Annotated in this window: 17 protein-coding genes; 8 read left to right on the top strand and 9 right to left on the bottom strand. The window is 55.8% G+C overall.

Annotated elements, in window-relative coordinates; genetic code table 11:
* The first annotated feature begins 529 nt into the window (after positions 1 to 529).
* Positions 530 to 3,310, top strand: coding sequence for a flavocytochrome c (locus tag K5Y30_RS04135; RefSeq protein ID WP_137385597.1), 2,781 nt, complete (start codon positions 530 to 532; stop codon positions 3,308 to 3,310).
* A gap of 51 nt (positions 3,311 to 3,361) precedes the next feature.
* The gene (locus K5Y30_RS04130; protein WP_222210551.1) at positions 3,362 to 4,321 is read left to right on the top strand and encodes an FAD:protein FMN transferase; all 960 of its coding nucleotides are present in this window, start codon (positions 3,362 to 3,364) and stop codon (positions 4,319 to 4,321) included.
* On the opposite strand, the gene dcuR is transcribed toward K5Y30_RS04130, so the two are convergent.
* From dcuR to K5Y30_RS04110, 4 genes are all read right to left on the bottom strand, one after another.
* A complete protein-coding gene (dcuR, locus tag K5Y30_RS04125) occupies positions 4,315 to 5,034 on the bottom strand; it encodes a two-component system response regulator DcuR (protein ID WP_008102769.1) in 720 nt (239 codons plus the stop codon). The two genes, K5Y30_RS04130 and dcuR, sit on opposite strands and share 7 nt — an antisense overlap.
* Entirely contained in the window at positions 5,031 to 6,656 is a 1,626-nt protein-coding gene (locus tag K5Y30_RS04120; protein ID WP_222210550.1) for a sensor histidine kinase, read from the bottom strand. The genes dcuR and K5Y30_RS04120 overlap by 4 nt, the downstream gene beginning before the upstream one ends.
* Before the next feature lie 109 nt (positions 6,657 to 6,765).
* On the bottom strand, positions 6,766 to 7,302 hold the full coding sequence (msrA, locus tag K5Y30_RS04115; RefSeq protein ID WP_222210549.1) for a peptide-methionine (S)-S-oxide reductase MsrA: 537 nt from the start codon (positions 7,300 to 7,302) through the stop codon (positions 6,766 to 6,768).
* Positions 7,303 to 7,365: 63 nt separating this feature from the next.
* The gene (locus K5Y30_RS04110) at positions 7,366 to 7,920 is read right to left on the bottom strand and encodes a flavin reductase family protein (protein WP_101760766.1); all 555 of its coding nucleotides are present in this window, start codon (positions 7,918 to 7,920) and stop codon (positions 7,366 to 7,368) included.
* A gap of 109 nt (positions 7,921 to 8,029) precedes the next feature.
* On the opposite strand from K5Y30_RS04110, the gene K5Y30_RS04105 reads away from it, so the two are divergent.
* A complete protein-coding gene (locus K5Y30_RS04105; RefSeq protein WP_222210919.1) occupies positions 8,030 to 9,088 on the top strand; it encodes a nitronate monooxygenase family protein in 1,059 nt (352 codons plus the stop codon).
* A gap of 45 nt (positions 9,089 to 9,133) precedes the next feature.
* Positions 9,134 to 9,559 carry a thiol-disulfide oxidoreductase DCC family protein gene (locus K5Y30_RS04100; protein ID WP_222210917.1) on the top strand — a complete coding sequence of 142 codons (426 nt, stop codon included), beginning with the start codon at positions 9,134 to 9,136 and terminating at the stop codon, positions 9,557 to 9,559.
* Positions 9,560 to 9,584: 25 nt separating this feature from the next.
* Here K5Y30_RS04100 and K5Y30_RS04095 read toward each other — a convergent pair whose 3' ends face one another.
* Positions 9,585 to 10,496 carry a LysR family transcriptional regulator gene (locus tag K5Y30_RS04095; RefSeq protein WP_222210548.1) on the bottom strand — a complete coding sequence of 304 codons (912 nt, stop codon included), beginning with the start codon at positions 10,494 to 10,496 and terminating at the stop codon, positions 9,585 to 9,587.
* Between the two features lie 95 nt (positions 10,497 to 10,591).
* Here K5Y30_RS04095 and K5Y30_RS04090 point away from each other — a divergent pair, with 95 nt between their 5' ends.
* Complete coding sequence (locus K5Y30_RS04090; RefSeq protein WP_222181848.1) at positions 10,592 to 11,095, top strand: GNAT family N-acetyltransferase; 504 nt, start codon at positions 10,592 to 10,594, stop codon at positions 11,093 to 11,095.
* A gap of 388 nt (positions 11,096 to 11,483) precedes the next feature.
* Here the strand turns inward: K5Y30_RS04090 and K5Y30_RS04085 are convergent, their stop codons facing one another.
* From K5Y30_RS04085 to K5Y30_RS04070, 4 genes are read right to left on the bottom strand one after another with little or no spacing between them, the layout of a single operon-like run.
* Positions 11,484 to 12,305 (bottom strand): alpha/beta fold hydrolase, encoded by an 822-nt coding sequence (locus tag K5Y30_RS04085; RefSeq protein ID WP_222181849.1) that lies wholly within the window; start codon positions 12,303 to 12,305, stop codon positions 11,484 to 11,486.
* 36 nt (positions 12,306 to 12,341) lie between these two features.
* Complete coding sequence (locus K5Y30_RS04080) at positions 12,342 to 13,967, bottom strand: MFS transporter (protein ID WP_222210547.1); 1,626 nt, start codon at positions 13,965 to 13,967, stop codon at positions 12,342 to 12,344.
* A complete protein-coding gene (locus K5Y30_RS04075) occupies positions 13,954 to 14,373 on the bottom strand; it encodes a DoxX family protein (RefSeq protein ID WP_222210546.1) in 420 nt (139 codons plus the stop codon). Before K5Y30_RS04075 ends, K5Y30_RS04080 begins: the two co-directional genes overlap by 14 nt.
* A gap of 3 nt (positions 14,374 to 14,376) precedes the next feature.
* The gene (locus K5Y30_RS04070; protein ID WP_137385629.1) at positions 14,377 to 16,254 is read right to left on the bottom strand and encodes an amidohydrolase; all 1,878 of its coding nucleotides are present in this window, start codon (positions 16,252 to 16,254) and stop codon (positions 14,377 to 14,379) included.
* A gap of 196 nt (positions 16,255 to 16,450) precedes the next feature.
* Here K5Y30_RS04070 and K5Y30_RS04065 point away from each other — a divergent pair, with 196 nt between their 5' ends.
* Genes K5Y30_RS04065 through K5Y30_RS04055 form a run of 3 tightly spaced genes read left to right on the top strand, consistent with a single transcriptional unit; the run spans position 16,451 to position 17,695 of the window.
* Positions 16,451 to 17,143, top strand: coding sequence for a hydrolase (locus tag K5Y30_RS04065; protein ID WP_101760759.1), 693 nt, complete (start codon positions 16,451 to 16,453; stop codon positions 17,141 to 17,143).
* A 55-nt stretch (positions 17,144 to 17,198) separates the two neighbouring features.
* Positions 17,199 to 17,441 (top strand): DUF1427 family protein, encoded by a 243-nt coding sequence (locus K5Y30_RS04060; RefSeq protein WP_222210545.1) that lies wholly within the window; start codon positions 17,199 to 17,201, stop codon positions 17,439 to 17,441.
* A 2-nt stretch (positions 17,442 to 17,443) separates the two neighbouring features.
* The gene (locus K5Y30_RS04055) at positions 17,444 to 17,695 is read left to right on the top strand and encodes a XapX domain-containing protein (protein ID WP_217546879.1); all 252 of its coding nucleotides are present in this window, start codon (positions 17,444 to 17,446) and stop codon (positions 17,693 to 17,695) included.
* Positions 17,696 to 17,703 lie beyond the last annotated feature (8 nt).

Raw genomic sequence — 17,703 nt, 5'->3', positions numbered from 1 at the left:
TTAACAGATTAGTCGTGACATTTAAAACTGAGTTTTAATAAATCGCTATTTGCAAAATTCGATGCGCGAATTATCTATTGAATGCAAGCATGATGCGATTAATTAAAATATCTATTTTGATCCAGATCAATAAAATTTATTGGTGGTTTTTTTGCTTTAAACATGCGCGCCTTAATAAACGAACCCTTAGGTGAAAATTAACCGTGTGAGACGAATAAAACGGCACAAATCAAGCAAAAAACAGAGAAAGGAGACGATTTATCTTTATGATAAGACTAGGTTTGTTTTAAATGTAAGGAAAAAGTTGATTTTTGTCAAGTCTTGGTTAAAACTTAGCGGAGCGCAGCTTTTAGCAATAAGCCTCAAATATTATCTTCATGCGTAAAACTTATATAACTAACGAATAAGGTTATGTAAGTAAATAAAATGCTATATTTACGCCATGAAATCGGACCACTCAATAATTATAAAATTCTCCGAACCGCCAAAGAATTGAATACTAAGTTTCTTAATTCTGGAGTTGCTCATCATGAATACGCTCACCCCGATTCTTAATCCGCTTACGTTACCGAAAGGTGCGGTGCTTAAAAACCGACTGGTTATGGCACCGATGACCACATGTACCGGTTATTACGATGGCGGTGTTACCAGTGACCTTGTCGAATATTATCGCGTGCGCGCCGGCAGCATCGGTACCGTGATTGTCGAGTGCTGCTTTATTGATAACCGTGGCCCTGCGTTTCCAGGCGCGCTCGGTATCGACAGCGACAACAAAATCCCCGGTCTGGCGAAAATCGCCCACGCCATCAAGTCGCAAGGCTCCAAGGCGATTCTGCAGATTTATCACGGCGGCCGCATGGTTGAACCGGCGCTGATCGGCGGTAAAACCCCGGTCGCACCGAGCGCCATCGCCGCACCGCGCGACGGTGCCACTCAACCTCAGGCGCTGACTGCAGAAGAAGTGGATGTGATGATCACCAAGTTTGGTGATGCGGTGAACCGTGCGATCAAAGCCGGCTTCGACGGCGTGGAGATTCACGGCGCCAACACCTATCTTATCCAGCAGTTCTACTCGCCAAACTCCAACCAGCGCGACGACAAATGGGGCGGTAGTCGCGATAATCGCGCGCGTTTCCCACTGGAAGTGCTGGAAATCACCCACAAAATGGCTGACCGCTTCGCTGCGGCAGACTTTATCATCGGCTATCGCTTCTCACCGGAAGAACTGGAAGTGCCGGGCATCCGCTGGGACGACACGCTTTATCTGCTGGAGAAACTGGCAGAACGCGGTCTCGATTACGTGCACTTCTCGGTTGGTCAACTGCTGCGTCCATCGATTGTTGATACTCAGGACCCAACGCCACTGATCACCAAATATCTGGCACAGCGCTCGCCTAACCTGGCGAAAGTGCCGGTAATTGGCGTCGGCGGCGTCGTCAATAAAGAAGATGCCGAGAATGCGCTGGAGCACGGTTTCGACTTGGTGGCGGTGGGCAAAGCCTGTATCGCCTATCCGGACTGGACCGATCGCGTCATCAAAAATCAGCACATGGAGCTGTATATCGACAGCACCAAGCGCGAAGAGTTGACTATCCCGGAACCGCTGTGGCGCTTCTCACTGGTGGATGCGATGATCCGCGACGTCAGCGATACCGGCCGTAAATACAAAGCGGGCGTTTATCAGGCGAAAGTCGAAGCCGAAGCGCTGAAGCTGAAAATCAACGTTACCCTCGACACCGACCGTATCACCGACATCTCGCTGGTGCCGGATCCGAGCCTCGACGTCGACTTCACCAGCACCTTCGAAAGTCTGCGTGAACGCATTCTGGTGGCGAACAGCCCGCACGTTGACGCCATCACTGGCGCCACCACGCAAAGTGAAGCGCTGAAAAAAGCGGTATCACGTGCCATGACCACCTCAAGCAAAGAGTATGTGATTGAAGAGGGCGGTAACCCGAACGCACCGGTGAATTACGATGTGGTGGTAGTGGGCACCGGCGGTGCCGGTCTGGCGGCGGCGATTCAGGCGCATGACGATGGCGCACGCGTGGTGATCATCGAGAAGATGCCCACCATCGGCGGTAACACCATCAAAGCCTCGGTCGGGATGAACGCGGCGGAAACCCGTTATCAGAAGTTGAAAGGCATTGAAGACAGCAAAGAGCTGTTCTATGAAGAGACGCTGAAAGGCGGCAAATTCAAAAACAATCCGGTGCTGCTGCGCGAATTTGTTGAGCAGGCGCCCGAAGCCATTGAGTGGCTGGCCGCCAAAGACATCGAGCTGTGCGACATCACCATCACCGGCGGCATGAGCATCGATCGTACGCACCGTCCGGAAGATCGTTCGGCAGTCGGCGGCTTTTTGATTAGCGGGCTGGTAAAAAACGTTAATCTGCGCAATATCGAAGTGTTGCTGGAAACCTCAGTGGCCGAAATTTTAGTGGAAAACGGTGCAGTCACCGGCGTGAAAGTGGTGGATGAGTATAACGACAGCCGCATTATCAACGCTAAAAGCGTGATTGTGGCGACCGGCGGCTTCAGTGCCAATCGCGAAATGGTGGTGAAATACCGCCCTGAGCTGGACGGTTTCGTCACCACCAACCACAAAGGCGCCACCGGCAGTGGCATCGCCATGCTGCAACACATCGGTGCGGATACCGTGGATATGGGCGAAATCCAGATTCACCCAACGGTTGAGCAAACCACGTCGTACCTGATTTCCGAAGCGATGCGCGGCGGCGGGGCGATTCTGGTGAGCCAGGCGGGCAAGCGTTTCTACAACGAAATGGAAACCCGCGACAAAGTTTCCGCTGAGATCATCGCACTGCCAGAGAAGAGTGCGTGGATCGTGTTTGATGAGCAGGTTCGTGCCAACAACAAAGCGGCTGACGAATACATCGCCAAAGGCTTTGTCATCAGCGCGCCAACGCCACACGAGCTGGCGGTGAAACTAAACATGGATCAGGAAGCGCTGCAAACCACGCTCGGTCGTTACAACGAGTTCGTGGCGAAACAGGATGACGAGGACTTCGGTCGTAAAACCGCGCTGCGTCACCCGCTGAATAAAGGTCCGTACTTCGCCATTCGTATCGCACCGGGCGTGCATCACACCATGGGCGGCGTGACCATCAACACCGATACCGCGGTGCTGGATGCGCAGAAAGAGGTGATTCCAGGCGCATGGGCGGCCGGTGAAGTGGTCGGCGGCATCCACGGCGCCAACCGCATCGGCGGCAACGCGGTGGCCGATATCATTATCTTCGGTATCAAAGCCGGTCACAACGCGGCTAAACTAGCGTTAGGACACTAAGCTGTAAAGATGCCCGCCTTGTGCGGGCATCGTTTTCTTTAGAGGCATGCAATGACCGCTGGCGTCTTTTCTTACTCTGCCGTTCTGATGGGTTCGCCCATTCTGCTCAAATTGTTTGATGACAATCCCACGCTTGCCCGCCACGTATTTCAACTGATTAAACAGCAGGAAAACCTGTTCACCGTTAACCGCGCTGAATCCGAAGTGATGTCGATCAACCACGCCGCAGGCCGTCATCCGGTGATCGTCAGCGAGCCAGTTTTTGCGTTAATTAGCGTGGCACACGCTGTGAGTTTGCTGCCGGACAGCGCCTTCAATTTCACCATTGGGCCGATTGTGAAGCGCTGGAAAATTGGTTTTCAGGGACGTGCGGTGCCCCCTGCGCCAGAAATCGCATCCCTGCTAAAGCTGACCGATCCGCATCAGGTGGTGCTCAATCCCGTCGATCGCTCAGTGTTTTTGCAACAGCCAGGCATGGAGATCGATCTCGGCGCCATCGCCAAAGGCTACATCGCCGATCGCGTGCAGGCGTTTTTACGCCAGCAGGGCGTGCAGCAGGCGCTGATCAATCTGGGCGGCAATGTGCAAACGCTGGGTTCGCCGCCGCACAAGCCGCAGGGTTGGGGCATTGGCCTGAAAAAGCCGTTTGGTCGTGATGATGAGCTGTTAGGCGTGCTGCAGGTGCAGGGCAAATCGGTGGTGACGTCGGGGATTTATGAGCGCTACTTCGAACTGGACGGCCGCTGCTGGCATCATATTTTTGATCCGCAAACCGGCTATCCGCTTGATAACGAACTGCTGAGCGTGACGGTGATTTCCGATCGCTCGATTGATGGCGATATCTACACCACGCTGCTCTTTGGCATGGGCGTGGAGCAAGGGCTGGCTTATCTCGCTGACCAGCCCGACATCGACGCGGTGTTTGTCACGCGCGATCGGCAGATCATCTGCTCCTCACCGCAGCACTTTCACTTCCAGCAGCTCGATGTCGACTGGCAGCTACGTTACTGACAGTATTGCTGCAGCAGCGAATGGTATTCCGGCTGCAGGCGGTAGCGGTACACCGGACGGCCGGTCGCGCCATAGTGAATGCTGGTGAACAGAATATTAATCTGCGCCAGCCAAATCAGGTATTTACGACACGACACGCGCGAGATGTTCACTTCAGCCGCCAGTTCGTCAGTCGAGAATTCATGCCCCGGATGCGCATCAATCCACTGACACAGCGTGCGCAGCGTTTGCGGCGTTAAGCCTTTTGGCAGGCGCTTATTGTCGTGCTGCGTCGCCGGGCTGCCGTGAATCAGCAGATCCACATCCGCTTGCTGATAATAATGCTGATTGTCCATCAGCGATTTCTTCTGCCGCCAGCCGGTCAGCGCCTCTTCAAAACGTGGGAACTGGAACGGTTTGATCAGGTAATCCACCACGCCGTAGTGCAGCGAGGTTTTGATATTCTCCGCATCGGCCGCCGACGAAATGATGATCACTTCCACCGCGCTCTGCGCCGTGCGCAGCTCCGGCAACAGATCGAGGCCATTCTCCTGCTGCATATAGATATCCAGCAGCACCAGATCGACCGCAGTATCGCTATTGAACAGGATCTCTTTCGCCTGCTTCAAGGTTGAGGCGGTGCCACAACAGTGAAAGCCCTGAATTTGGCCGATATACGCGCGATTAAGCTCGGCGACCATGGCGTCATCATCGACCACTAACACATTGATCATGCGGATTGGTTTCCTCCATCCCAGGGAAGTTGGACTAAAAATTGGGTAAACACGCCGGGTTCTGACTCCACACTCACGCTGCCACCGATATTTTCGGTTTGCTGCTGCAGCAGAAACAGCCCGACACCGCGGTTTTCACCTTTGGTGGAGAAGCCTTTTTCGAAAATGGTGCTGAGATGATCGGCTTCAATGCCCGGACCATCATCACTCACTTCACAGGTCAGCCAACCGTTTTGGTAGTGCAGCATCACGTGAATCTCGCCTTCTACCTGCTCGCTCATCGCATCCAGCGCGTTCTCAATCAGATTGCCGATCACCGTAATCAGCGCCGCCATCTGCTGCTCATTGCCGCTGTCGGGCAGGAAGCTGGCATCGCTGATGGTCAGGCGATGGCCGCAATCCGACGCGCGGTTGATTTTGCTCAGCAAGAAACCAGCAATCACCGGCGACTTAATCTTATCGAGCAGGAAACCGATCTCCGTCTGGTAATTATTGGCGGTTTTGAGAATGTAGCTTTCCACCTGCGTGTAGTTTTTCATGTGCAGCAGGCCGAGGATCACATGCAGCTTGTTCATAAACTCGTGCGAGCGCTCACGCAGCGCATCGACGTAGTTTACCATGCCCGTCAGACGCTGCATCAGTTGACTGATTTCCGTCTTGTCCCTGAAGGTGCAGACCGCGCCGATAATTCGTCCCTGCGTGCGCACCGGTACGGTATTACTTAGCAACACGCGGCCATTCACATTCAACTCTTCATCACGCCGCGCCCGCCCGCTGTGCAGCACATCCCGCAGATGATCGTCAATCACTGAGGCATCGTAGATGCGGTCGCCGCTGATGGTGCCCATCGAATCGTTCAGCAGCGATCGCGCAGCCTGATTCACCAGCGTCACCTGCGCCTGATCGTCCATCGCCACCACGCCTTCTTTTAGCGAGTTGAGAATCGCCTGGCGCTGTTCAAACAGGGTAGAAATTTCGTAGGGTTCAAGGCCGAACAGGATGCGTTTCAGCACGCGCACCAGCACCAGGGTGCCGATGGCGCCCGCAAAGGTGCCAATCAGGATAGTCCACAAGATGCTCCAGCGGCTTTGGTTAATCTGATCGGTAACGGCGCTGAGTGAAATGCCCACTACCACGACACCAATCTGCTTATGCTGCGCATTATATACCGGCGTATAGACGCGCATTGCCCGGCCCAGAACACCTTGATTGACGGAGACGTTTTCATGACCGCGTATCGCGGGCTCAATATCAGTGCCAATAAAGTGCTGGCCGATGAGTTCAGGATTCAGGTGCGAATAGCGGATGGTATCCATATTGGTCACCACCACAAACAGCAGGTTATTGCTCTCCTGCACGGCTTTAGCAATGGGTTGGATGCTGGTGGCATTTGGCGGCAATATCAGCGCGTGCTGAATCTCAGGAAATTTGGCCAGCGTGCGCGCCACCGCCATGGCTTTGTCCTCCAGCTGCGCGCGGGTCGCTGCGCCAATCTGGAAGAAATAGAACATATGCACGCTGAGCAGCACCAGCACAATCACTGCGCTGAGCATCAGGGTGACCAGCGTATTAAGCTTCATCGGCTGCTTGCGCGCCAAGATTTCTTGCTGTGAAGAAGACATGATCGCTCTCGGAGGAGAAGAGGGCACGTATTATGACGGATAAACAGAAGAAGGTCGCGCACCATGTAAGGCCGCCATTCGTGGCGGCCTCGACATTGGCGGTACTGAATTAGCTCGATTTAACGCGATTGGCAAAGCTCTTACGCAGCTTCTGCAGTTTCGGTGGGATTACCGCCATGCAGTAGCCGTTGCGCTGACCCGCGCCTTGCCAATAATCCTGATGATAACCTTCTGCCGCATACCACTCTTTCAGCGGCTCGATGGTGGTCACCACCGGATCGCTCAGATTCTCCTGCGCGCGTGCAATCGCGGCAATCGCTTCGGCTTCCTGCTCAGCATTCGCCGGGAAAATCGCTGAACGATACTGGGTGCCAACATCGTTGCCCTGGCGGTTCAGCGTGGTGGGATCGTGGGTGGCAAAACTGATATCCAGCAGATCGCCGTACTTCACCTGCTGCGGATCGAAACCAATGCGAATCGCTTCAGCATGGCCGGTCGCGCCGCTGCACACCTGCTCGTAGGTTGGATTCGGGCGTGCGCCGCCGGTATATCCACTCTCGACTGACTCCACGCCAATCACATCTTTAAACACTGCTTCAGTACACCAGAAACAGCCACCTGCGATCACCGCATATTCGGTTGCCATTATATCTACTCCTGTCAGGGCGAAAGAATCAAAATGGGGGCAAGCCCATATCAATTCAAGCAGTTAAATTAACATTTCAGGCTTAAAGTCGCCGCGCTTGTCGAGCCGCAAATTGCTCATCACGCTGAAGCGTCCTTCGCCGGTGTAGTGCAGCGTCGGCGGAAACTCCGGCGTTTCAGCTACATGCGCTTTAACGATCTCAAAGATAAAGAAGTTGTAGTTATCTACCATTGAATCGTCATACAGCTGGCACTCAAAGCTGGCAAAGCAATCGCCGATTAACGGCGCATTGACCACGCTTGCCGGTTCGGGCGTCAGATTGAAGGCATCAAATTTATCGAGACGATCGCCGTGGCTGTTACCGATCGCCACCACGCTGTCCACCAAATTGGCCGATGGCACGTTAATCACGCACTGGCCGCTCTGTCGAATCAGTTCATGGCTGTAATTGCCGCCGGCAATCATGCAGCCAACCAGCGACGGCGAGAACTCCAGAATCGTGTGCCAGCCGAGCGTCATGATGTCGCGGTGATCCTCAAACTGTGAACTCAGCAGCACCACCGGGCCCGGCTCCAGATATTTCCGCGCTTTGCTCACCGGAAAGTCGATTTTATGCATCGGGATTCTCCTGTTGTAGGTACAGACACATTAAGTGTAGATGCCAGCCTTTACCGAGCCGAAAAATCGCGGCATGTTATCGGCTACCTCTTACCAACAGGCCAATAATATGAACAACATCCTGTGTCAGACCCTTAACCTTCGCTATCCGATCATTCAGGCGCCGATGGCGGGCGTCTCGACGCCGGAACTGGCGGCGGCGGTGAGCACCAGCGGCGCGCTGGGTTCGATCAGCGTGGGCGCCTCAACGCCGCAGCAGGCGGATAGCATGATCCGCAAAACGCTCGCCCTGACAGCCGCGCCCATCAACGTCAACGTCTTCTGCCACGCGCCGGTGCAGCGCAATCCTCAGCAAGAACAGGCGTGGATCGCTCGTTTCAAGCCGGTGTTTGCTCGCTATGAAGCGACACCGCCCGATGCGCTGTCAGAGATTTATCAAACGTTCGTGGATAACCACGCGATGCTGGAGGTCCTGCTGGACACCGCGCCCGCCGCAGTGAGTTTCCACTTTGGCTTGCCGTCCGCCGCGGTTGTGCAGCGCTTGAAAAGTCGCGGCATTATCACGCTGGCGAGCGCCACCAGCGTTGCTGAAGCAGACGCCATCGAAGCCGCCGACATCGATTTTATTGTGGCGCAGGGTATTGAGGCGGGAGGGCATCGCGGGATATTCCACCCAGAAAATGACGATCAGCAGCTCAGCACTTTTACGCTGGTGCAGGCGATTCGCCGGGCGTCGCGGCTGCCGGTGATTGCCGCCGGCGGCGTGATGGATGGCGCGGGCATGGCTGCCATGCTCAAGCTGGGCGCGGCGGGTGTACAGCTGGGTACCGCGTTTATTCTGTGCCCGGAATCCGCCGCCAACGCGGCATATCGTCAGGCGCTGAAAAGCGCGCAGGCCAACAGCACCGAGATGATTGCCGCCATTTCTGGCCGATCGGCAAGATGTCTCACCAACGATTTTTGCCAGCTGGCGCGCGAGTTCGCGCAGGATGCCATTCCCCCTTATCCACTCACCTACGCGCTGGGCAAAGCGCTCGCTGCCGCCGCCGCCGCGAAAGGCGCGCATGGCTTTGGCGCGCAGTGGGCCGGGCAGGGCGCCGCGCTGGCGCGGGAAATGCCGGCGGCAGAATTAATTAACACGCTGGTGGCGGAGTGGCAGGCGGCGTAACGCAGCTTTTCTGCTGCGACCATCTCTATGGTTGAGGAGGCGATGATGACAAACCCAGCCGGGATAAATCCCGGAGAACAGGTCGTTTTATACGACGGCGTATGCAAACTGTGCAACGCGTGGGTGATGTTTCTCCTGCGTCACCGCATTCCACGCCATGTACGTTTTGCGGCGGTTCAGAGTGAGCAGGGGAAAGCGCTATTACGTTTTGTCGGTCTGCCAGATGAAGATATTCGCACCATCGTTTTGATTGATGGGCAAAATCATTGGCTCCGTGCGCAGGCAATTTTCCGCATCATGCACTACATGCCGTGGCCGTGGCGCGTTTTGTCTGTCGTGAGGTTTATGCCTGACGTTATCAGCAATTATTGTTACGACCGCATCGCGCTAAATCGCTATCGGTTTTTTGGTCGCTATAACGAGCATTACCCCATTAAATCCGATTATCACGGACGATTTTTAGACCAGTAAAAATCGTCTGTTAATCCTCGAAACGCTACGCTTGCTGCGTAATGGTTTTAGCCATCATCGATTTAATCCATTCCGTCGGTTCCCGTTTACCGCTGCGTTTGTGTGAATAGATTTTCACGGTGAACTTTGGCGCGGGGAACGGCAACCTGAATGAGGTCACATCGGCGGCCTGTTTAATTTTACTGGCGACGAAGGATGGGATCGCCATCAGCAATTCACTTTCCGCGATAATAAAGGGCGCACTCAGCATTGACGGCGTTCTGATGGCGATGCGGCGTTTAAGACCCATGCGCTCAAGATGGGAATCCAGTAATCCCTGTTTTTCATTCCACGGCGTAACCACCAGATGCCCGGCGGCAAGATAGTCGTCAAGATTCAGACTGCTGCGTTGCGCATTGGCAATCACCATAAATTCATCACTGAATAAATCGGTCTCTTCCAGGTCGGGATGATGCATGCCGTCCGGCTCGCTAAAACTCAGCGCCATATCGATTTCACCCGCCAGTAATTCAATCAGCGCCGGATTGTGCGGCAAATGGCAGAGTTCAAAACTCAGATTGGGTGCCGTATGAGTCAGCGCATGCATCAGCCGCGGAAAGACACAAAAAGCGGTGTAATCCGTTACCGCAATTCTAAAACAGTCATCACTGGTCAACGGATCGAAAGGCTGCAGCGGACTGAGATGCCGATTTAACCCGGTTAACGTTTCGGCAATATAGGGCGCCAGCTGGCAGGCATAAACGCTGGGACACATTTTGTGGCCTTCGCGGTAGAACAGCGGATCTTTAAAAAACTCACGTAATCGGGACAGCGCGTGGCTTAACGCGGAGGTACTCAAACTGAGTTCAATTGCCGCCAGCCTGACCGAACGATGTCTGAATACTGCGTCGAAAACGGGGAGGAGATTCAAGTCCAGTCGACGCAGAACATGATGCATGAAATTCACCTATCATTGATTTTATTGCACTTATTTCATCGAACAATACCCATTATGCTGAGCAGCATCAATCTGATTAAGTAAGAAAATAATGCATGAAGATTACTATTCGGCCAGCTAATCCTGAAGACGCGGACGCCATCTATGGCATGATTGCTGAGTTGTCGGTTTATGAGCATGGATTGCAGCAGTCATCAACTACCGCTGAAGAGATTAGATCGACGCTATTCAATTCCGAAAGTAACAGCGAAGCGTTGATGTGCGAGATTGATGGCATAACCGCCGGGTATGCAGTGATTACCCGCAGCTACTCGGCGTGGCTGGGGCGTCGCGGGCTCTATATGGAAGATTTATACTTCTCGCCCAATTTTCGCGGCCTCGGCGCAGGCAAAGCGCTGCTGCAGTACGTCGCGCAGCACGCGGTCAATCATCAGTGCAACCGCATTGAGTGGAGTGCGTTAGATTGGGATCAGTCGGCCAGAGAGTTCTATCTCAGTATTGATGCGCTGCCGTTAAATGAGTGGGTGCGTTATCGCCTTGACGGGGCAGCACTAGAGAAATTCGCCGCCGCCACGCCGCAATCGGTGCTGGGCCTGTAACGCATTCCGTAGAGTGCGCATTCATGCGCACCAGGTCACCGTCAGTTAAGAAAACCTTTTGCTTTAAATCCGGTGCGGGCTCTGACACATCTAGTGAGCCCTTTCAACCACACGCACGGAAGTATCAAAGCAGGCCGGGGACGCTTTTGGGCAGGCAATCCGCAGCGCTGAACGAAGAGAGGAAGCCAGGAGAGCCCGCAGGACGCGGGCGAAAGGCGGAGCCGGGACAGGGAAGTCCCGTCTCCGCCGGTCCGTCAGGCAGACGAGCGAAGTGAAGGTACCGCGTAAGCGGCGCGAGGACCGCCGGCCCAAAAGTGCCCCCGGCCAGCGCACACCTCGTTGGCTTAACGGATAAGCACTGGTCACCATAAATGGCGACCCTACGGATTTAAAGCGCTTGCAGGAACGTCAGCAGATCGGCGTTAAGCTGATCGGTATGCGTCACCGCAAAGCCGTGCGGTGCGTTGTCATACACTTTCAGCTGCGCGCCAGCGATCATTTCGGCGGCGACTTTCCCGGTGGTTTCGAACGGCACGACCTGGTCGTTGCTGCCGTGAATCACCAGCGTCGGCACGTCGATTTTTGCCATATCAGGACGGAAGTCGGTTTCCGAAAACGCGGTAACACAATCAATCGTCCCTTTTAGTGACGCCAGCAGCGCAATATTCAACGTCTGCGTCAGCGCGCCTTCTGAAACCGTTTGACCGGCGTTGGTGCCGTAAAACGGTGTGGCAAAATCACTGATGAACTGCGCGCGATCTTTACGCAAGCCCTGACGAATGCCTTCAAACACCGACAAATCGACGCCTGCCGGATAATCATCGGCCTTGCCGAAGATCGGTGTCACCGCGCCCAACAGCACTAAGCTATCCACGCGCGCTGTGCCGTAATTGTTGATGTAGCGCGCCACATCGCCGCCACCCATTGAGAAGCCCACCAGCGTCACGTTTTGCAGATCCAGATGGCTAATCAGGTCGTTAATATCCGATGCAAAAGTATCGTAGTTGTAGCCTTCCCACGGTTGATCGGAACGGCCAAAGCCGCGGCGGTCAAAAGCGATAACGCGATAGCCTTTCTCCGCCAGGAAATTCAGCTGGCTGTCCCACATATCCCCGTCGAGCGGCCAGCCGTGACTGAATAGCACCGGCTTGCCGGTACCCCAATCTTTGAAATAGATCTGCGTACCATCCTGCGTCTTAAATGTGCTCATGTTTCGGCCTTATTAATGTCGATGAATGAAAGCGCCTTATTCAGGTGCCACGAGATAACGAACTTCCGGAGCTGCAGTGCCTTGATGGAATCCCAGCACGCGGTTCTGAATCTTTTGATCGTTCATGGTGTAGCGCTCGCGCTGACGCAGATGCTCCATCCATGAGCCAACCACAAAGGTCTCGACAAACATGTCGGGTTGCAGCATGTCCTCATACAGAGACCAGTTCAGCGCGCCGCCACGCCGTCTGACGCGACGCATATCCTGCATGCACACCGCAAAGGCATGCGCATCACTGCGGTTGATCTGATAATGATAGCTGACCATCACCGGCCCGCGATCGTGACGAATCTCCAGCTCGGGCAAGGGATCGCTGACCGTGCTGAGGTCGAGGTTCAGATCCGGATCCTGATTCAGCCGCCAGCGCAGCACCGTCAGGCTCGCCAGCAGCATGCCGACAGTGGCGACAGTCAGTGACAATGGAATGCTGAATGTCGATGCCAGCTGTCCCCAAATGGCGCTGCCTAACGTCATCGAGCCAAAAAACACCGTCAGATAGACCGCCAGCGCCCGGGCTTTCACCCATTTGGCGGCACTGCGCTGCGCGCCAAGATTGAGGGTGGAAAGCACGGCAATCCACGCAAAGCCGGTAAAGAACTCGAACGCATTCAGCAACCAGAGGTGACGAATAAACGCCAGCGCCAGCAGAGTGATGGCAAACATCAGGCTCGCCAGCACCATCAGCTGATCGGGATTAAAGCGTTTGCGCATACGCGGCAACAGCAGCGCGCCGCAAATCGCGCCGATGCCGATGCAACCCAGCATAATGCCGTAGCCGCCGGGCCCGAGGCCCAGTTCGCGTCGAGCCACCAGCGGTAACAGCGCCCAACCGGCACTGCCAAACACAAAGAAAGCGATGGTGCGCACCAGCACATTGCGCAGTACCGGCGCAGCATGCACATAGCGCACGCCGGCACGCACCGCCGGGAAGAAGTGCTCCGGCGGCAAACGCTGCACGCTGGGCTGTGCTTGCCACACATACAGCACCAGAAACACGCCGAGTACCGAAAGCGCATTCAGCAGAAACACCATCCACGGACCGGCAAACGACAGAATCAGGCCGCCGAGCGCCGGGCCGATAGCGCGACTGATGTTTATGCCGAGCGAGTTGAGCGCAATCGCCGGGCCGAGCTCCTCCTTACTGACCAAATCCGGCACGATGGCCTGGAAGGGCGGAGAACTCATGGCCGCGCCGGTACTCAGCAGGAACGCCGCAATCAGCAGCACCATCGGTGTGACCAGGTCTGCCCAGGAAAGGAATGTCAGGCTCGCGGCGGCAATAAACACCCAGATTTGCGAGAACAGCAGGTATTTACGCCGGTCAACGATATCCGCCATCACGCCAGACGGCAGTGCAAACAGAAACATCGGTAAGCTGCTGGCGGCCTGCACCAGCGCCACCGAGAGCGGATCGGCGCTCAGTGTCAGCATGGTCCAGTTAACGCCTACGTCGTTCATCCATGAACCGACATTGGATACCACGGTAGCGATCCACAGCATGCGGAACACGCGCTGACGCAGCGGCTGCCATGGTGAAACCGTCTGCGAAACGGGCGGCAGATCCGCCTCGGGGATGTCATGAATGTCATTAACCTGCGCCATGAACAACCTCCGAAACGCCGCCAAACACGCGCCAGCGACCGGGGCCGGTCAGCGCCAGCGTGGTGAAGATGATCAGCAGCAGCCAGCCAAACTGTCCTTCCGCTATGCTCCAGTTGGCATGGACGAACAGCATCGCCACCAGCAGCACGCCGATAATCGGCAGGCAGGCGAGGCGGGTAAACACGCCGAGCAGGATAAACAGCGGGCAGACCACTTCAGCAACGATCGCCGCCAGCAGGCTGAAATAGGCACCCAGGCCAAAGGGATCCTCGATACGCGTCAGTTCTTCACTGAAATGGAACACCTTCGGCAAGCCGTGCACGTGCAACAACAGCAGGCAGCCGGTAAGGCGCAGGAAGAACAGCCCCGCATCAATGCGAGGCGGCTGTGAGAGTGAATGTTTCATGGTTTAGAAGGCGAAGCAGCTGCAGCCGAGCGCGCCCCAGAAGGCGTTCTCTTCCGAAACCGGCAGGTTGGCGCCGCGCGCAATCTCGTGAGAATGCGTATGCACGCCGCACGGGCCGCTGCAGTGATGCGCTTGCTGCATCATGCCCACGCGTGTGGTGGCGGTCGGTGGCGCACTGCGATAGTGGCCGGGAACCTTGACCACCGGCGACCATTCCGGCAGCACCGGAATGAGGGGCGGCGCTTCCGAGCTGAAAGCGCCGGCGGCATAAACGATATTTCCGTCCACCACCGTCAGCACCGACTCAATGCCTTTGATCTCCTCTTCAGGCACGCTGAAGTAGTCTTTGCTCAGCACCACCATATCGGCCAGCTGACCGACTTTAATCTGGCCTTTTTTACCTTGCTCGCTGGAGAACCAGGCGCTGCCCTGCGTCCACAACATCAGCGCCGTATCACGATCGAGGCGCGCGTTGACGTCGTACATCTGCATGCCGCCCACGGTGCGTCCCGAGACCAGCCAGTAAAGCGCGGTCCACGGGTTATAACTGGCCACGCGCGTCGCATCGGTTCCTAAACCCACCGGCACGCCGGTCTCCAGCATGCGCGCCACCGGCGGTGTATGGCGAGTGGCCTCAATGCCGTAACGCTCGGCAAAGTACTCGCCCTGGAACGCCATGCGATGCTGTACGGCAATGCCGCCGCCAAGCTCTTTGATGCGGTCAAGGTTACGCTGCGTCACGGTTTCGGCGTGATCGAAGAACCAGTGCAGGCCGTTGAACGGAATGTCGCGGTTCACTTTTTCAAACACATCCAGCATGCGGCTGATCGATTCATCGTAAGTGGCGTGCAGGCGGAACGGCCAGCGATGCTCCACCAGATGACGCACTACGCGCTCCAGCTCATCTTCCATGCCGGGCGCCAGATCCGGACGCGGTTCGAGGAAATCTTCAAAATCGGCGGCGGAAAACACCAGCATTTCACCGGCACCGTTGTGACGGAAATAGTCGCTGCCCTGGCCCGGCGTCAGCATGTCGGTCCACTTCTCGAAATCTTCCAGCTCGTGGCCCGGACGTTGGGTAAACAGGTTGTAGGCGATTCGCAGCGTCATCTGCTTTTTCTCATGCAGCTCGGCAATGACTTCGTAATCTTCGGGATAGTTCTGGAAACCGCCGCCTGCATCAATCGCGCTGGTCAGGCCCAGACGGTTCAACTCGCGCATAAACTGGCGGGTGGAATTGACCTGCTGCTCCAGCGGCAGTTTTGGCCCTTTCGCCAGCGTGGCGTAAAGGATCATGGCGTTCGGGCGCGCAATCAGCATGCCGGTCGGGTTGCCATTGCTGTCACGCTGGATCTCGCCGCCCGGCGGATTGGGCGTGTCTTTGGTGTAGCCGACGACCTTCAACGCGGCGCGGTTGAGCAGGGCGCGATCGTACAGATGCAGGATAAACACCGGCGTATCGGGCGCGGCTTCGTTGATCTCATCCAGCGTCGGCATGCGACGCTCGGCAAACTGAAACTCGGTCCAGCCGCCTACCACGCGCACCCACTGGGGTGACGGCGTGCGCAGCGCCTGTTCTCTCAGCATCCGCAACGCATCGGCGATCGAGGGCACGCCTTCCCAGCGCAGTTCGAGGTTGTAATTCAGGCCGCCGCGGATCAGGTGCAGGTGGGAATCATTCAGGCCGGGAATGGCGGTATGGCCTTTGAGGTCAATCACTTTGGTGCCTTCGCAGTGATGCTGCATCACGTCGGCCAGGCTGCCCACTTCGAGAAATTTGCCATCGCGCATCGCCACGGCCTCGGCAATTGGGTTGCCGCGATCGACAGTATGAAATCGCCCATTGGTCAAAATGATGTCTGCTTTGCCTAACGTAACCATAAAAGCTCCTGAATAAGAGGTCCTGCCAATTTCGCAGGTGAAATACTGGGTGGGATTATGTTCAGGCGGTGCGGAAAGCGTCTAGTTATACAAAAGGATAGGTATACCTTCGTATAGTTATACCTATAGATAATGGTTCGTGTGCCCAAAGGTTCTTACACTGCGCCCAGACATTCACCTCAATGGGCATACAAAAATGACAACCAGTAAATTAGAAGTACTGACGCCGCACAACTGCCAGATCATCTTCATTGACCAGCAGCCGCAAATGGCATTTGGCGTGCAGTCCATCGACCGTCAGGTATTGAAAAATAACGTGGTCGCGTTGGCAAAAGCGGCGAAGGTGTTCAACATTCCTACCGTACTGACCACGGTGGAGACCGAGAGCTTCTCAGGTAACACCTTCCCGGAGCTGCTGGATGTGTTCCCCGGCCAGGACATTCTTGAGCGTACCTCGATGAACTCGTGGGATGACCAGAAAGTGCGTGATGCGCTGGCGGCCAACGGTAAGAAGAAAATTGTGGTTTCCGGTCTGTGGACCGAAGTGTGTAACAACACCTTCGCGCTGTGCGCCATGCTGGAAGGCGACTATGAGATCTACATGGTGGCTGACGCCTCCGGCGGCACCACCAAAGAAGCGCACGACTATGCCATGCAGCGCATGATTCAGGCGGGTGTGATCCCGGTGACCTGGCAGCAGGTGATGCTGGAGTGGCAGCGCGACTGGGCGCACAAAGAGACCTACAACGCGGTGATGGATATCGCGAAAGAGCACTCCGGTGCTTACGGCATCGGCGTTGATTACGCTTACACCATGGTGCACAAAGCGCCATCGCGTCAGAAGAGCGAGCATCGCACGCTGGCACCGGTTGCTGCGCCCGTTCGCTAAATCGTCACCCAGGCGAGCGCTTACGGGCTCGCCTTTCTTTTTTCAAGGAGGACCGGTGAGTCCTTTACTGATTTCTCTGGGCGCGGGCGTGTTTATCGGCCTGATTTACGCCTTGCTCAACGTGCGATCGCCGGCGCCGCCCGCCGTGGCGCTGGTGGGCTTGCTGGGCATGATTGTGGGCAGTTCGCTGGGTGGAAAATTGACGCATCCCGTAGCGCCCGTCGATAAAACCTCACGCGCGATGGCCGCTGACAGGCCGCTACCTCCCGCCACGCTCACCGCAAAACAGGCGGGTTGAACATGCTGAAAACCTATGCGATATCGCTCTCCGTCGGTATTTTAGTCGGGATCATTTATGCCGTTATCGACGTCAATTCCCCAGCGCCGCCCGTGATTGCGCTGCTTGGTCTGTTTGGTATGCTGGTCGGCGAACAGATTATCCCGCTGTGCAAGCGCCTGATTAACCGTCAACCGGTCACGCTGGCCTGGTTTCGTCAAGAGTGTGTGCCTAAAATCAGCGGCACGCCGCCATCGAGTGACAAAACCTCCTGAGGACGCGC

Source organism: Pantoea sp. DY-5, from assembly GCF_019795955.1.
Taxonomy (GTDB): domain Bacteria; phylum Pseudomonadota; class Gammaproteobacteria; order Enterobacterales; family Enterobacteriaceae; genus Pantoea; species Pantoea leporis.
This window is presented reverse-complemented; position numbering and strand designations above follow the sequence as displayed.